At 58.4% G+C, this 14,017-nt stretch carries 12 protein-coding genes and 1 pseudogene; 6 read left to right on the forward strand and 7 right to left on the reverse strand.

Going from position 1 to position 14,017, the window contains the following annotated elements; genetic code table 11:
• Positions 1-27: 27 nt before the first annotated feature.
• Positions 28-1,221 carry a glycosyltransferase family 2 protein gene (locus ACTG2O_RS16045; RefSeq protein WP_439976332.1) on the forward strand — a complete coding sequence of 398 codons (1,194 nt, stop codon included), beginning with the start codon at positions 28-30 and terminating at the stop codon, positions 1,219-1,221.
• Positions 1,218-1,853: a sugar transferase gene (locus tag ACTG2O_RS16050; RefSeq protein WP_439976333.1), complete on the forward strand. Its 636-nt coding sequence runs from the start codon at positions 1,218-1,220 to the stop codon at positions 1,851-1,853. The genes ACTG2O_RS16045 and ACTG2O_RS16050 overlap by 4 nt, the downstream gene beginning before the upstream one ends.
• Positions 1,854-2,149: 296 nt before the next feature.
• Here ACTG2O_RS16050 and ACTG2O_RS16055 read toward each other — a convergent pair whose 3' ends face one another.
• From ACTG2O_RS16055 to ACTG2O_RS16080, 6 genes are all read right to left on the reverse strand, one after another.
• Positions 2,150-3,151, reverse strand: a complete 1,002-nt coding sequence (locus ACTG2O_RS16055; RefSeq protein WP_421250226.1) for a glycosyltransferase family 4 protein — start codon at positions 3,149-3,151, stop codon at positions 2,150-2,152.
• Between the two features lie 80 nt (positions 3,152-3,231).
• Complete coding sequence (locus tag ACTG2O_RS16060) at positions 3,232-4,722, reverse strand: SpoIIE family protein phosphatase (RefSeq protein ID WP_439976334.1); 1,491 nt, start codon at positions 4,720-4,722, stop codon at positions 3,232-3,234.
• A gap of 23 nt (positions 4,723-4,745) precedes the next feature.
• Complete coding sequence (locus tag ACTG2O_RS16065) at positions 4,746-5,414, reverse strand: capsular biosynthesis protein (protein WP_439976335.1); 669 nt, start codon at positions 5,412-5,414, stop codon at positions 4,746-4,748.
• Position 5,415: 1 nt separating this feature from the next.
• On the reverse strand, positions 5,416-7,521 hold the full coding sequence (locus ACTG2O_RS16070; RefSeq protein WP_258720644.1) for an SLBB domain-containing protein: 2,106 nt from the start codon (positions 7,519-7,521) through the stop codon (positions 5,416-5,418).
• 18 nt (positions 7,522-7,539) lie between these two features.
• Positions 7,540-7,956 carry a hypothetical protein gene (locus tag ACTG2O_RS16075; RefSeq protein ID WP_323928295.1) on the reverse strand — a complete coding sequence of 139 codons (417 nt, stop codon included), beginning with the start codon at positions 7,954-7,956 and terminating at the stop codon, positions 7,540-7,542.
• The gene (locus tag ACTG2O_RS16080; protein WP_005333409.1) at positions 7,953-8,303 is read right to left on the reverse strand and encodes an STAS domain-containing protein; all 351 of its coding nucleotides are present in this window, start codon (positions 8,301-8,303) and stop codon (positions 7,953-7,955) included. Before ACTG2O_RS16080 ends, ACTG2O_RS16075 begins: the two co-directional genes overlap by 4 nt.
• A 338-nt stretch (positions 8,304-8,641) precedes the next feature.
• Here ACTG2O_RS16080 and ACTG2O_RS16085 point away from each other — a divergent pair, with 338 nt between their 5' ends.
• Both ACTG2O_RS16085 and ACTG2O_RS16090 read left to right on the forward strand, forming a co-directional pair.
• Positions 8,642-9,133 (forward strand): molybdopterin-dependent oxidoreductase, encoded by a 492-nt coding sequence (locus ACTG2O_RS16085; RefSeq protein ID WP_005351410.1) that lies wholly within the window; start codon positions 8,642-8,644, stop codon positions 9,131-9,133.
• An 8-nt stretch (positions 9,134-9,141) separates the two neighbouring features.
• Positions 9,142-10,967 (forward strand): annotated as a pseudogene (locus ACTG2O_RS16090) (ATP-binding protein).
• Positions 10,968-11,180: 213 nt separating this feature from the next.
• Here the strand turns inward: ACTG2O_RS16090 and ACTG2O_RS16095 are convergent.
• Positions 11,181-12,065: a LysR family transcriptional regulator gene (locus tag ACTG2O_RS16095; RefSeq protein WP_368192878.1), complete on the reverse strand. Its 885-nt coding sequence runs from the start codon at positions 12,063-12,065 to the stop codon at positions 11,181-11,183.
• Positions 12,066-12,274: 209 nt separating this feature from the next.
• On the opposite strand from ACTG2O_RS16095, the gene ACTG2O_RS16100 reads away from it, so the two are divergent.
• On the forward strand, positions 12,275-13,411 hold the full coding sequence (locus ACTG2O_RS16100; protein WP_439976336.1) for an alpha/beta hydrolase: 1,137 nt from the start codon (positions 12,275-12,277) through the stop codon (positions 13,409-13,411).
• 181 nt (positions 13,412-13,592) lie between these two features.
• On the forward strand, positions 13,593-13,943 hold the full coding sequence (locus ACTG2O_RS16105; protein WP_110303269.1) for a cyclophilin-like fold protein: 351 nt from the start codon (positions 13,593-13,595) through the stop codon (positions 13,941-13,943).
• The last annotated feature ends 74 nt before the right edge of the window (positions 13,944-14,017 follow it).

A 14,017-nucleotide genomic window follows, 5' to 3' on the forward strand; every position in this document is an offset into this window, starting at 1 on the left:
GCGACCCGATGACCAGAGGAGCATCCCATGGAATGGATCATGATCGTGTTCTGGCTGTGCGCTGTACTGGTGGTCTACCACCATGTCGGCTATCCCCTGCTGCTCAAATTCGGTGGTCGGCAGGCGCGCAAGGTAGCCAATCCGCCCCGCCCCCTGGATCGAGGGTTCAAAGCAGACGCCACCGATGAGGCGCTGCCGACCATCACCCTGCTGATGCCGGTTTATAACGAGGCGGCGACCATCGCGGCCAAGCTGCAAAACCTCGCCAGCCTCGATTACCCCGCCGACAAGCTGTGGGTACATGTGCATTTCGACGGCTGCAGCGACAACAGTTACCCCATTGCGCTAAGTCAGCTCGGTGATCCCGCCCTGCAGCAGTTGCAGATCAGGCTGTTTGATCACCCCCGCAATCGCGGCAAGGTCGCCGTGCTCAACGAGGCCATGACCTGGGTGCACAGCGATCTGGTAGCCCTCACCGATGTCTCGGCCCTGCTGCCCATCGACAGCCTGCTGCTGGCGGTCGCCCATTTTGCCGATCCCAAGGTAGGGGTGGTCGGGGAGGCATACCGCTTCTGGCAACCGGGCTCACAGGGCGAGGAGAGTTACTGGCACTATCAAAGCCAGATCAAACTCTGCGAGTCGGCCCTTGGCGGCATGCTGGGGGCCCACGGGGCCTTTTACATGATGCGCCGGGAGTGCCTCACCCCGCTGGCCGCCGATACCATCAACGACGATTTCATCCTGCCGATGCAGGCCATCGCCAAGGGGTATCGCGCTGTCTATGACAATCGCTGCGCCGCACTGGAGCTGGAAGTTTCCGATGCCGCGCTGGAGGCGACACGGCGCAAGCGGATCGGGGCTGGCAACACCCAGCAGCTGTTGCGGTTGCTGCCCCTGCTGCACCCCAAGTTCGGCTGGGTTGCCTTCAACTTTGCCAGTGGCAAGGGGCTGCGGGTGTTGATGCCGCTCTGCCTGACCCTGCTGTGGCTCTGCGCCATCCCGCTGGCCACCCAATCCCTGCTGTTTCAGCTGCTGCTGGGGCTGCAACTGCTGGGGTATCTGCTGGTCATCTTGATCCAGCTGACCCCTGTCCACCCCTGGCCCAATCTGTTTCGCAAAATCCACTATCTGGTGCTCGGACACTGGTACAACGGCATGGGCACCCTGCGCTACTGCCTGCGCGCCCCCATACGTTTCATGTCACAGGAGAAAGCCGTATGACACACCCCATTCCAAGATTGACCCTGGTGGTCAAACGCAGCATGGATCTGCTCGGTGCCACTCTTGGCCTGCTGCTGACGCTGCCACTGTGGCCGCTGATCATGCTGGCCATCCGGCTCGATAGCCCGGGGCCGGTGTTCTTTCGTCAGCTGCGGATCGGGCGCAGCCACGCCACCCATACCGAGCTCTTTTTCATGATCAAGTTTCGCACCATGCGCGTCGACGCCGAGGCGGCCACCGGGCCGGTCTGGTGTGGCAAGGGGGACAGCCGGATCACCCGCAGCGGCGACTTTCTGCGCAAAACCCGGCTCGATGAGCTGCCGCAGTTTATCAATGTGCTCAAGGGGGAGATGTCGCTGATCGGCCCCCGTCCGGAGCGACCCGGGATCGCCAACCGGCTGGAAGATGCGGTGCCGTACTTTATCGAACGCACCTATGAAGTGGCCCCCGGTATTACCGGTCTGGCACAAGTCAATCAGGGTTACGACGAGTCGCTGGATGATGTGCGCAGCAAGCTGGCGTTCGATCTGGCCTACTCGGTCGCCCTGCTCCACCCCTGGCGCTGGCTGGTGCAGGATGTGCATATCATCGGCAAGACGATTGCCATCATGGTTGGCAAGAAGGGGCGCTAATCCCGCCGCGCCGACCTCAACCACTTCTCAACGCCCATCAGGCCATTGTCACTGCAATGGCCTTTTTTATGGCGCATCCTTGTGGCACATCAATGGTGATCACAAAGAAGTCCGCGACCTGATCGCCATCATCTGGCCCCATCCATCCGCAGGCCTGATGTCCGCTTGACCAACCGCAGAAACCCGAGCGTTGCGTGATCACCGAAGCAATCCGCCCCCTGCAACCCCTAACACCGGCACATAAAAAAACGAGTGGCCAGCGGCCACTCGTTTTTGGCGGGTTTCCCCTTGGGGATTCAGGCGCCGTAGACAGCCAGAATATCGGTCACTCTGTTGTTGACGCTGTACCCGCGGGCTATGGTGTTGCGGGCCGCCTGACTCATTTTGCTGCGCACCACCCCATCGCTACGCAGCCAGTAGTTGACCAGCTCCGCCATATCTCGCACATGGCCGGGCTCCACCAACCAGCCATTGGATTTATGGTCGATCAGATTGACCAGCCCCCCCACCGCAAAGGTACAAACCGGTATGCCGTGAGCCATCGCCTCCAGGGCCACCAGCGGCAACCCTTCAAAGCGGGAAGTGATGCAGAGCAAGTCGATGTTGTGCCACTCATTGGCCATGTTCTGGAAACCATGAAGCTGGACGCGATCACCATACTGCTGCAACAAGCCGCTTTTCATGGGGCCATCCCCGTAGAGATGAAACGCCCCGTCCGGGCAGAAGGCAGCCAGCTGGCAGAATGCCTCCGGCCCCTTTTCCGGCGAGAGGCGGCCGACAAAGGCGATCCGGTTGCCAGTTACCGATGCCGGCGTCGCAGGCATGGGGACAAAGTTGCTGATCACCGTGCTCGGCACAGGCAATTTGCGAGCGATGGGCTCGCTCACTGCAATACACTTCGCAAAACGCGCTGTGGTGCGATCCAGCCAGCTGTAAAACTTCAGCAAACCCTCCCCGTCATCCCCACTGTGAAAGGTAGAAACCACCGATTTACCGGTGAACCAGGCTGTCAGCCGCCCCAGCACCCCGGCCTTGTAGCCGTGGGTATGGATCAGCACAGAAGCAGGCTGGCGGGCCAGACGGCGCATAAAATCGCGGCTGTTTTGGCACACCTCGTAGGGCAAGCCCTGTTGTTTGAGCAGGGTCGTAAAGGGGGTCATGCCGTGGTTGCTCACCAGCACTATGGTGGGGCGAAATCCCCTGGCCAGCAGATCGTTGGCGAGATGGATAATGTGAACTTCAATTCCACCGACCTGACGCGCATCGATAGCCAGCCAGATCTGCTGCATGGGTAACATAAGGCCCTCCTCCCGTGGCTCCATGCCACCTGAAATGAGGCGCTGCATAGAGCGGGCCAGTCAGGCAAAGAGGGGCAGGATCAGGCGCCGGGACAGGCGACCAACAAGAGGGTCATGTCATCGAGGGCGGCATCATTGATGCGCTCATCAAACCAGCGGGCAATGCGATGAGCCAGTTGCTCAAGACCGGGCCCCGAAGTCAGGCAGATCGCCTTGAGCTGCGACTCCCAGCGCTGGCGCTCTTCTGCGTCACGGCTATCGAGCAGGCCGTCGGTCCAGAACAGCAGGATCTCGCCGGGCTTGAGCTGACGCTCATTGGTCACGAAGTGGGGATCCGGGCGCAAACCGGGCAAGGGGCCGGTCACGCCGACCTGACGGATGGTGCCGGGCCCGACCAGCCAGGGCGCCGGGTGGCCCGCGCTGGCCCACTGCACCCGCCCCTCGTTGCCGAGCTCAATACAGAGGGTGGTGAGCAGGGTAGCCCCAAGGAGCGGATCACTGTGAACCGCATTGGACAAGATGGTCAGCAAACGGGCGGGGGCGCGCTCCAGATCGTGCGCCGTCAGCAAGCCGCGCAGATAACCGGCATAGGCATGGGCGAAGAACTTGGCTTCCGCGTCGTGGCCCATCACATCCCCGAGCCACAACACCCGATCCTTGACCAGCAGAAAGTCCCCGCCCCCCACGGTGGCGGCCCGGGTTTGCAACGCCAGCTGGTATCCCCCTATGGAGGTGGCGGGCAATAACGGGCGCAGCGCCGAGGTCATGCGCTGATCCAGCTGCTCGCCCCATTGCGACTTGAGCTGCTCCGAGCGTTGCAACACCCGCGAAACCGCCAGCAACAGGTCCTGCTTGGTGATGGGTTTGACCAGAAAGTCATCGATCCCCAGCGCCCCCGCCCGACTCTGGGTCCACTGATCCTGATGACCGGTCAGGAAGATAAAGGGCACCCCCTTCATCTTGGGATCCTTCATCAACTGCTGGCGCAGCCCAAAGCCATCGATCCCCTCCATCTCGATATCGGAGAGCACCAGCGCGGGAGGTTGCTTTCCAAGCGCCAGCAGGGCGGCATGGGAGTCGGCATAACTTTCAACCCGGTAGTGCTCATGAAGGTAGGCGGTGAGCAAGGCACGCATCACCTTGTCATCGTCGATCACCGCGATCACCGGCAGTTGGTTGACCGGGCCCTGCTGGCGAAGGGCCACACGATTGCGCTCACCGTCGCGAGAGAAGTGCACCTCGGCAAACAGCTGGTGCACCAGCGCCAGCCCGTATCCCCCCTCCTGCAGTTCATCGGGTAACGGCGCACTGGCAAGACCGGGTTGCGGGCCGCCATCATCCTCCAGTATCAGACTCAAACCCGTTTCATCCTCTTTCAGCGTGAGCCAGAGCCGGGTCGCGGGAGGGACGGTGTGTTTGACGCTATTGGTGGCCAGCTCACTGAAACAGAGCAGCCAGTTGGCTTGATCCTTTGGGGAGACCTGAAACAGGGAGAGTCCCTGTGCCAGCCGGTTGCGCAGTTCGCGTACCGACTGCAGGGTTGCCGGAGCAGATCGCAACCAGTCATCCATATCGGGCCTCCATCAGCGGGCGATCAGATCCGGAAATTGAGCAAGGCACTGCGCCGGCACCAGCGCTTGAGCCATTCGGTCACCCGGTTACTTGGCAGCCGGTTGAGTTCGCGCAGGATCTCGCTGGCCAGCCCCGGGTTGAGCTTGTCGTTATAGACAGCGCCAATCAGATTGGCCTCGGCACGGGTCAGTTTATCCACCGCACTTTGTACCACGGTCGTCGGGGTCACCCCCGCCAGCACCACCAGCAGTGCCCCTTCACAGGCCCCACACACCTGATCGGCCGGAATATTGCCCCGATTGAGGGCAGTGAGCGGCGAGGTATCGAAGATCACCACATCGTAATGTTCCAGCCAGCGAACCAGCAATTGGCGCAAGGTATCCTTGTTGCGAAAGGCCATCAGATCCTTACCCGGCGCCGGGAGCAGCGACAAGGAGCGGCCATTGGCCACAGGCTCGGGCACATCATTGGGCCCCCAGGCAACCGCCGGGACGCGGCCGGGGTGATAGAGATTGAGATCCACCAGCAGGGTGCGCAGCCCATCCGCTTCCGAGCGCCTTGCCAGCGCATCGCAGATGGAGCTCACCCCCTCTCCCCCTTCCGACGAGGTGACCGCCAGCGAGCGGAGCCCCCGGGCGACCGTCGCCGCATAGAGGGATTCGAGCTCCAGATATTGAATGGGGATGCTCATATCAAAGCGTTCCGACCAGGGCCACCACCGAGATCGTGGTCAAAATGTCGCGCATACCATCCATGAAGATGGCCCAGTTGCTGCTTTTGCTATCAGGGATAAAGACGGTGTCCCCTGCGCGCAGCACCGGTAACTGGCTAAAGTCGGGCTCTTTGGCAAAGCCGTCGAGATCGAAGCTGCGGGCCTGATCCCCCTGACCACTGGTAGCCATGTTGATCACCACAATCTTCTTGATATAGGCGCTGCTGGTCGGGCCCCCTGCCTCTGCCAGCAGATCCAGCAGGGTCATGGAGGAGTCAAAGCGGTAGCGACCAGGACGGGCTATCGCCCCCAACACCCGAATAGTGTTCTCCTTGGGCTCATCGAGCCAGGGGCGATTCTTCTCCGGCAGGTAGATGGAGTCGCCGGGCAGCACCTTGGGCAGCAAGGTTTCATCGCCGGTTTCAAAGTAGAGGGCAAGATCGAGCTTGCTGACCCGCGCCGTGCTGCCACTGCGATGGGCGATGCGCACATTGCGCAGATCCGCCGCCGCAGTCGGACCATCGGCGGCCGACAGGATGTCGATAAAGCCCATCTGCTCATTGAAGGCATAGCGACCGGGGGCCCCGACCTGACCGAAGATATAGATGGAACTGTCCGGTGACTGGCGCACCCACTGGGACTTGTTGTCACTGGGATCGGTGGGCAGCTCGGGGATCATGATGGTGAATCCGGCCCGGATCTTCGGCAGGCTGGCCAGCGCCCCGCCCTGATGAAGGAACTTGTCGAGATCAAACAGGGTTGGCGTGGCCTGCCCCCCTTCGGCGGTCAGGATCTGCACCTTGGCGATATCGGCCCGCTCGTTGGGGCCACCGGCGTGGGCGATCAGATCCAGCAGCGACATCTCGTCAGACCATTCATAACGGCCCGGGATCCGCACCGCCCCCATCACCATCACCGCCCGCCCGGGTGCCACCTTCAACCAGGACTTCTCGTTGATATCAGTTTTTTCCGGCACAAAGATGGCATCACCGGGTTTGACTTGGGGCAGCGCCTTTTGCATCCCTTCGGTATAGGCCTGCAAGTCGATGGGTTCGATCGTGCCATCGGTGCGCAGCAAACGGATCTGACGACTCTCGGCATAGCGGGTCGGGCCGCCGGCATTGGCCAGAATATCGAGGAAGGAGTCCCCTTCCCGCCCCTCATAGGCACCGGGTTTGAACACCTCACCCATGATGTAGATGGTGCGTGCCCCCCGTTTTATCTGCTCTTCATCCTTGGGCACAAAGATGGTGGCGCCCGGCGCCAGATTGGGCAGCAGCTTGTTGTTGCCGGAGTCGAGATAGGCTTTGAGATCGAACAGTTCGGGGGCATCACCATTGATCACCCGGATCCGCTCCACCCCGGCAAAACGGGTCACCCCACCGGCTCGCATCAGCAGATCCACGATGGAGTTGCCACTCTTGAAACTAAAGGCGCCGGGGCTGTTGACCTCACCAAACACCTTGATCGCCTTGCCGGTATCGCCATCCCCGCCTGCCGCCAGGGTTGCCGCATCAAAATCAATCTGCACGTTGCCGATCAAAGGGGATGCTGGCACGAACACCACATCAAGGGATTGCAATGGCGGCAACACGCTGGCATCGCCGGTATCGAGATAACGCTTGTAGTCGAAGCTTGAGACCGTGCTGCCACGCCGCACCTGCATATTGTTGAGCTGGGCACCAGGCACCAGACCGCCAGCGGCATCGAGAGCCATCTGCACGTTGCCATCGGGCGCCAGATCATAACTGCCGGGTTTTTTGACATAGCCCATCACGCTGATCAGCAGCCGCTTCTCCAGCAAGGTGACGGTCAATTGAGAGAGGTTGTTGTAAACAGGTTTGAGGGCGGTGCGGATCAGTTCATCCGCCTGTGGCAGGGTCTTCCCCCCCACCACTAGGTTGCCGACTTCAGGCAGTGCAATCTCCCCCTGCTTGTTGATCTGGAAAGGCTGATCAAAAGCAGGCTCACCGGGTTGCACTATGGCCAACCGATCACCGGGAGCCAACAAGGTGGAGGCCAGTAACGGGCAGGTGAACAACAGCAAGAGAACACAGATCAATCCTTCGAGAGCGCCCCGTTTCATAGACATCCTTTTCGTCTGTTACGTCTGCCCCCATTGGCGTAAGGGGAGCCCTGACCAATCAGCACGACAGCCATCCGCTGTTGTCTGTTGCAGCCGCAAACGTACTTGTTGTAGTGATTGTGCCAACACGGTCTGACGCCAGGCTACATCCGACCAGAGCCGTCCGTGCATATCCCGTTCGATATCAATACGTTGAGATTGTAGTCGTTTCAACTCGGCAGGCATACACCCCTGCAGACTCGCTTGCTTTAATTCCGTCAGCTGCAAGTCGAGTTCCTTCTGACGCTCATCATAACGAGACCAGACCCGCCGTTCATCCTCATTGACCGGAATACGGGTGGGTCTTGCCTCTGCCATGCCGCCATACCCCTCCGGCGGCCACTGCACACAACCCGACAGCAGAATGGACGAGAGCAGGATACCAACCCGTTTCATGATGCAGCGGCCATCATGCCACGGGAACGCATATAGGCCTTGATGCTCTCATGGCAGGGGATCACCCGGTCGATATGCAGCATCTCCAGCAGGTCATGAGGTTGACCGGGTCCACAGACAAGGGCCATCTGATGCCCGTTCATAATCAATCTTTTATAGAGAAATACCAAGGCTCCGATCCCCGACGAATCGATAAAGTGAACATCGCTGATATCGGCCAGGATATCTCCCGGGTGGGTCGAGAGGGTTTCAAACAACGGGCGGAGCTCACTGACGGCCATCGCGTCAAACTCGTTTTCCAGTACCACTACCTGGATATCATTAAGGGTGTAAGTCATGCTTTCCATCGCTAGCTCCTTGTCGATTCTCAGACTATTTGCTGTCACGGCATTCAGCACGTTGCAAATGTTATGCCGGGCAGTGCCACGGCACTTGTTCTCCAAATGATACTCTTTGCGCCTTATTCGCCGACACCCACTCCTCGTTTTGATTGCCAAATTGCAATTAACCTCCCCCGCACGTTGCAAACTGCAATTCACCTGGGCCGAGATCGCCCGATAACAGGCTAAATCACTGATAATTCAAGCCCATTAGACCGGGCCCGATTATTGCTTGCCTTTGCACACAGCTCACAAGCCACCGTTGGCTCGGCCCCCATGCCGCCATATTCCAGGAAGGAGAGATCATGAAAGCAGGCCTTTACATCGCACCACTGTTGGCAGCCCTTTGCGGCACCGCATACGCAGCCCCCTCCCCTGACAGCGCCGTGTTGAAGGTTGAAGGCGCCATCAGCAGCCCCACTCATCAGGCTCTGGCCCTGTGGGACAGCGCCATGCTGGATCAACTGCCGGTACACGAAATCAAAACCCATACCCCCTGGTATGACGAAGCCAAAACTTTTCGCGGCCCGCTGCTGCAAGATGTATTGGCCAAGGTCGGGGCAACCGGCAAACAGCTCACTATTACCGCGCTCAATGACTACTCGGTACAGGTGCCGACAAGCGATGCCGAGCAGTATCGGGTCATCCTCGCCCGCACGATCAATGGCAAGCCACTGTCGGTGCGTGACAAAGGGCCGCTGTTCCTTGTCTATCCGTTCGATCAATATCCCGAACTGCAAAACAAGCTCTATTACGGTCGGGCTATCTGGCAGATCAGCGCGATAAAAGTGGAGTAGATCCCATCATGCGTTCCATGGCGGCCAGTCAACGTTTCTTGTTTGTGGTGCTTTGTGTGCTGCTCCTTGCCTTTGCCGGTATTGGTACCATCCAGTACCGGCAATTTCAGGATCTGCAGCGCAGTACCAGCCAGGGCGAAGACAACGTGATGTGGAACTATTTCCAGCTCTATAACGAAGCGCTGCGTTTTCAAAGCTCGCTGCTCCATGAGTCGCAACCGACCTTCCAGCTAGATACGATATTCTGGTCAGCCGCATGGATCTGGTGTTGGAGAGCAAGGATCGCAGCCTGCTTCAGCAAACAGAGATCTACCAGCAGGCAAGCAAAGCCATTCGATCCTACATCTCTCTGGCGGATATCTGGCTCGGCCCGGAAGCCACCAAGCCGCTCGACAATCTTGCCCATCAGGAGCTGCGCCAACAGCTTGCCTCCCTGCTCCCCCTGCTCCATCAGCTGACTCTGGAGGTGAACCAGCAGGCGACCCTGTTTGATGTGGCGCGTCGCGACAGCGTGAGGGAGCAGATCATCACGACGACACTCATCGCGACCCTGCAATTTGCGCTGCTCTTTGTGCTCGCCCTGCTGATCTGGCGGCAAATGAATATCTCGTTTCTGCAACACAAACTGATGCAGCAGCTCAATGACAAACTGCTGCGGGCAAATCAGGCGGCAGAGGCAGGCACAAGAGCCAAAAGCAGCTTTTTGGCCAACATGAGCCATGAAATTCGCACCCCCATGAATGGCATTCTCGGCATGCTCTCACTGCTGGCCGACCGGGATATGGATCCGAGGGAGCGAGACTATCTGGAGACGGCGCGCGAATCGGCAAACCATCTGCTCGGTCTGCTCAACGACATTCTGGATGTATCCAAACTGGAAGAGGGCAAGATCGAGCTGCAGCTGGCCCCCCATCACTTGCCCCAGCTGCTGGAGGATATCCGGGCCCTGATGCAGAGCAACTGCGATGCAAAAGGGATCAAACTGGCCCTGACTGTTGCCCCCGATACGCCAGAGTGGTTGATGATCGACCCGCTGAGAGTGCGGCAGATCCTCTTCAATCTGGTGAGCAATGCCATCAAGTTCACCCATCAGGGGGAAGTAAAGATCCACGTTGATAGCACCCTGTTGGAGCAGGCTCGACACTCGATACGCATCTCGATCCAGGACACCGGGATCGGCATGAGCAAAAGTCAGCTAAAGAACCTGTTTCAACGTTTCGCCCAAGCGGATGTCTCGATCACCCGCCAATATGGTGGATCGGGCCTGGGACTTGAAATATCCCGTAACCTCGCACGCCTGATGGGCGGCGATATCTCGGTAGAGAGCAGCGAGGGACATGGCAGTACTTTTACCTACATCTGGCCCGCCAGAGCCACGACCCCCTCGATTGTTTGCCTGCCGTCCAAGCCGCTGGACCAGGAGAGCTATCGCATCTTGCTGGTTGATGACAATGCCACCAACCGCAAGGTGATCGGCGCCATGCTCGACTCCGTGGGCCATCAGGTCACATTGGCCGTTCAGGGAGAAGAGGCGCTGGAGAAACTGGGTCACACCGAATTTGATCTGGTGTTGATGGATGTCCAGATGCCAGTGATGGATGGCCTGGTGGCCACCACCCGGATCCGCACCTCCCAGATGCCTTGGGCAGATATCCCCATCATCGCCCTGACGGCTGATGCGATGCCGGAATCCAAGCAATACTATCTCTCCCATGGCATGAACGGGTATATCACCAAGCCCATCAATAAAGAGACGCTACTGAGCGAGATAAACAGACATATTTCCCATGGGCGGCTCAAATACAACACAGCCATGCGTGTCACCAAGCAATAAAACCGCGGATGCCGGGCTACTGATTGCTCATGTGGGGCAACATTGACCTCTGTAGACAACTGAATGGGCTTGGGTCTGGAACGCACGCAGGCAAGCCGCTTCGCAACAGCTGCACGGGCCGTCAGCTTGTCTCGGGTATGCAGGGATTTTTTGTTCTGTACAGATCTAGTAATCCCCTCCCTACAACGTCCAGACCAAAGTGGATGACTATATTTATGTTTTTAATGCATCAATAACCACTCTTAATGCGGGTGAAACATTGCGGTGGGGATAATAGAGGTACAGACCAGCCAAACGGTGACTATAGGGTTTCAATACCTGGATTAAGATACCGCGCTCAAGTTCATCGCTCACCAATTCCTCTGGCACATAGGCCAGTCCCAGCCCCATTTTGGCAGCAGCCGCCTCCATATAACTGTCAGAGAAGACCCACTGCCCCTGTGGTCGATGCTTAATCGCCTTCCCCTCTTGCCACAGTTCCCATTGATAGAGGCTGCCATCGGCAAACTGGTAAGCGATACAGGGATGTCCCGCCAGATCGGCAGGCGCCTGGGGAAATCCGTATTGAAGAAAATGATCTGGTGTGGCTACCATCACCATCTCCAAATCGGGCGTAATGCGCACGGCCACCATCCCCTCATCCACCTCGTCACCCAGCCGCACGCCAGCATCAAAGCGCTCATCGATGATGTTCACGAAGCGGCTTTCACTGATGAGTTCCAGCCGAATATCGGGATAACGCTGCCTGAAGTTGGTCAGCTTGGGAAGCAGCACCTTGTCGATGGCATGTTGGCTGGCGTTGATCCGTACCGTGCCTGAAGGGGTATCACGATAGTGGGCGAGCGTAGCCAGACCCGCATCAAGGGACTGAAAACAGCCCTGCGCCGTGCGGTACAACTGCTCACCCGCTTGGGTTAAGGAGAGGCTGCGGGTGGTGCGCATCAGAAGCTGCACCCCGAGCCGGGCCTCGAGATCCCGAATCGTTCGGCTGACCCCGGACTGGGCAAGCCCCAACCTGGCTGCGGCCTTGGTAAAACTCCCTTCCCGAGCGACCAGCATAAAGACGTGGAGATCGTTGTAATTCTCGCGGCCTGTCATTTTGTTCACCCCCTATGTTCCTGTCCGCCACGACCTGAGTCAGGTGCGCGTCAGACGTCTTAATTTAGAACAAAAAAGCATTAATGTTATCAAAAAACCGCCTCTAATCATCACTATTCGTTCTAACTAGACTGTGTGTCGTGGTTCACAAAACCAACCCTCCACCACCAGGACCATGCATCTGAAATCCGATTTCGAGGAACTTTGCCATGAATGTTCTCCCCAAGAAACTGACAGCTATCGCGTCTACCCTGCTGCTGGGCGCCGCATTAACCGGAGTCTCTACATTGAGTCATGCCCAAACAACCAACCCCACTGAACCTGTCTCCATGGTCACCCAATGGGACAAGACCTTCACCCAAAGCGACAAGGTCGATCATCGCAAGGTCACCTTCAAGAACCGTTACGGCATCACTCTCGTGGCTGACCTCTATCTGCCGAAAAACCGGGGAGACGCCAAGCTGGCGGCCATTGCTCTGAGCGGCCCATTTGGTGCCGTAAAAGAGCAGTCGAGCGGCCTCTATGCCCAGACCCTGGCTGAGCATGGTTTTGTCACGCTGGCGTTTGACCCCTCTTACACCGGTGAGAGTGGCGGCCAGCCGCGTGATGTGGCCTCGCCAGACATCAACACCGAAGATTTCAGCGCCGCCGTCGATTTTCTCGGCCAGCAAAAAGAGGTCGACCGCAACCGTATCGGTCTACTGGGGATTTGCGGCTGGGGTGGCATGGCCCTCAATGCCGCCGCTGGCGACACCCGCATCAAGGCGGTGGCAACCAGCGTGATGTATGACATGAGCCGGGCCATGGGGCATGGGGTGGGCGATGGCAAGGATCGATTTTCCACCGCCGATCGCCGCGCCGTGCTGGCATACCTGAATGAACAACGCTGGAAAGATGCGGAAAGTGGCACCTATGCCCATAGCAATCACGACCTCTATGTCGATGACAAGGGAAATGTCACCGCTGCCGCCCGCACCCTGCCAGAGGTTCTGCCGGAAAACCCGCACCCGGTACTCAAGGAGTTCTTCGATTACTACCGTGTACCGCGTGGTTTCCATGCCCGTTCTGTCAACTCCAACGGGGCCTGGACCACTACCATGCCGCTGTCATTCATGAATATGCCGCTGCTGAGTTATGCAAGCGAAATATCCATTCCCACTCTGATCGTGACCGGTGAGCAGGCCCACTCTCGTTACTTTGCCGAAGATGCCTTCAAGGCCATTGGCAGCAAGCAGAAAGAGCTGGTCGTTGTGCCTGGCGTCAATCATGTCGACCTGTATGACAACCAGGCTGGTAAGATCCCGTTCGCCAAGTTCGAGCAGTTCTTCAAGACCAACATGAAGTAAGCGTCGAAAACGCGGCGGCCTCTTCGCCGCGTTTTCTCACTGGTTTCGACGCCACCTTTCACGCCGCATTGGGAGAAGCTCAATGATCAGAGGAGTGTTTGTTGGCGCGATGGCTCTGTTGCTGGGGGTGACCAGCACAGCAACCGCTACAAGTGCTAAGGCTCAGAACAAGGCAGATAGTATGAACATCAAGATGACGATAGCCAGCCAGATCATCACGGCCACCCTGGAAGATAGTCACAGCGCCCGGGACTTTTTTGCCATGCTCCCCCTGACACTGCCCCTCGAGGATTACGCCGACACCGAGAAGATTGCTTATCTGCCCCGCAAATTGACCACACAGGGCGCCCCAAAAGGCATTGACCCGAACGTGGGGGATCTCACCTATTACGCCCCGTGGGGCAATCTGGCGATCTTCTATCGGGACTTTGGCTATTCGACCGGACTGATTAAGTTAGGGCGCATTGAATCGGGTCTCTCCCACCTGACCACAACCTCGGCCGCCAGCATCACGATCGAAGCAATCGAATAAGCCCATATTTCACTTTCAGGTCATGCCATGAACGTAACATCGTTATCATCACATACACCCGCTGTCGTCAACGA

It is taken from the genome of Aeromonas sp. 61P, from assembly GCF_051919545.1.
In the GTDB taxonomy this organism is placed as follows: domain Bacteria; phylum Pseudomonadota; class Gammaproteobacteria; order Enterobacterales; family Aeromonadaceae; genus Aeromonas; species Aeromonas veronii.

What these genes read in the sequence shown, in the direction of transcription:
- ACTG2O_RS16045 (WP_439976332.1), top strand. Translation starts at nt 28, where the DNA reads ATGGAATGGATCATGATCGTGTTCTGGCTGTGCGCTGTACTGGTGGTC.
- ACTG2O_RS16050 (WP_439976333.1), top strand. Translation starts at nt 1,218, where the DNA reads ATGACACACCCCATTCCAAGATTGACCCTGGTGGTCAAACGCAGCATG.
- ACTG2O_RS16055 (WP_421250226.1), bottom strand. Translation starts at nt 3,151, where the DNA reads ATGTTACCCATGCAGCAGATCTGGCTGGCTATCGATGCGCGTCAGGTC.
- ACTG2O_RS16060 (WP_439976334.1), bottom strand. Translation starts at nt 4,722, where the DNA reads ATGGATGACTGGTTGCGATCTGCTCCGGCAACCCTGCAGTCGGTACGC.
- ACTG2O_RS16065 (WP_439976335.1), bottom strand. Translation starts at nt 5,414, where the DNA reads ATGAGCATCCCCATTCAATATCTGGAGCTCGAATCCCTCTATGCGGCG.
- ACTG2O_RS16070 (WP_258720644.1), bottom strand. Translation starts at nt 7,521, where the DNA reads ATGAAACGGGGCGCTCTCGAAGGATTGATCTGTGTTCTCTTGCTGTTG.
- ACTG2O_RS16075 (WP_323928295.1), bottom strand. Translation starts at nt 7,956, where the DNA reads ATGAAACGGGTTGGTATCCTGCTCTCGTCCATTCTGCTGTCGGGTTGT.
- ACTG2O_RS16080 (WP_005333409.1), bottom strand. Translation starts at nt 8,303, where the DNA reads ATGGAAAGCATGACTTACACCCTTAATGATATCCAGGTAGTGGTACTG.
- ACTG2O_RS16085 (WP_005351410.1), top strand. Translation starts at nt 8,642, where the DNA reads ATGAAAGCAGGCCTTTACATCGCACCACTGTTGGCAGCCCTTTGCGGC.
- ACTG2O_RS16095 (WP_368192878.1), bottom strand. Translation starts at nt 12,065, where the DNA reads ATGACAGGCCGCGAGAATTACAACGATCTCCACGTCTTTATGCTGGTC.
- ACTG2O_RS16100 (WP_439976336.1), top strand. Translation starts at nt 12,275, where the DNA reads ATGAATGTTCTCCCCAAGAAACTGACAGCTATCGCGTCTACCCTGCTG.
- ACTG2O_RS16105 (WP_110303269.1), top strand. Translation starts at nt 13,593, where the DNA reads ATGAACATCAAGATGACGATAGCCAGCCAGATCATCACGGCCACCCTG.